This is a genomic window from Proteus mirabilis ATCC 29906, assembly GCF_000160755.1.
Classification (GTDB): domain Bacteria; phylum Pseudomonadota; class Gammaproteobacteria; order Enterobacterales; family Enterobacteriaceae; genus Proteus; species Proteus mirabilis.
The window spans coordinates 1-518 of the sequence record NZ_GG668604.1; the positions used below are offsets into that span (position 1 = coordinate 1).

Below are 518 nucleotides of genomic sequence, written 5' to 3' on the forward strand. Positions count from 1 at the left end.
CAAGTTTCAGTAGCACCATTTTTTGTGCTGTACTCCCCACCTGTAATTGCATGGCTTTTGCCATTAGAAGCATACTCATTTTCGCTCTCCTAATAACTTATCCCGATGTGCTTTCCTTAATTTTGCGTCTTTCAATGCTTCCTTTAAACGCTGACAACCTAGTGGGGTTATTTCTTGTAATAGCCTATTTCTCATGATGTTTTTATGCTCATCACAGCCATTAAATTCATGATTTATTCTTTGTCTCATGGTATAATTTCTCCATTCCAAAGCTGTATCAAAAAAGGGAAACCGAAGTTTCCCCTTGTGATAAAAACTGGATATTGATACAGTGTATTTGTACGTTAAATGGTGAATTCCATTGAACAACACGCCTCGTTTGTTGCCGCAATCGAGGCGTGTTCTTTTATTTTCATTTGAGAAAGTTCACCCATTTGTTTCCACAAAAATCGGTACTCTTCTTCTGAGATTTTTCGTTCTCCTTCCATCACAAAATCAATAATTCCCGATGCGACAAG

1 protein-coding gene is annotated in these 518 nt (G+C 37.6%); it reads right to left on the reverse strand.

The annotated features are described in order from the left end of the window. Positions 1–75: 75 nt before the first annotated feature. Complete coding sequence (locus HMPREF0693_RS19225; protein ID WP_004251793.1) at positions 76–249, reverse strand: hypothetical protein; 174 nt, start codon at positions 247–249, stop codon at positions 76–78. Positions 250–518 lie beyond the last annotated feature (269 nt).

What these genes read in the sequence shown, in the direction of transcription:
- HMPREF0693_RS19225 (WP_004251793.1), bottom strand. Translation starts at nt 249, where the DNA reads ATGAGACAAAGAATAAATCATGAATTTAATGGCTGTGATGAGCATAAA.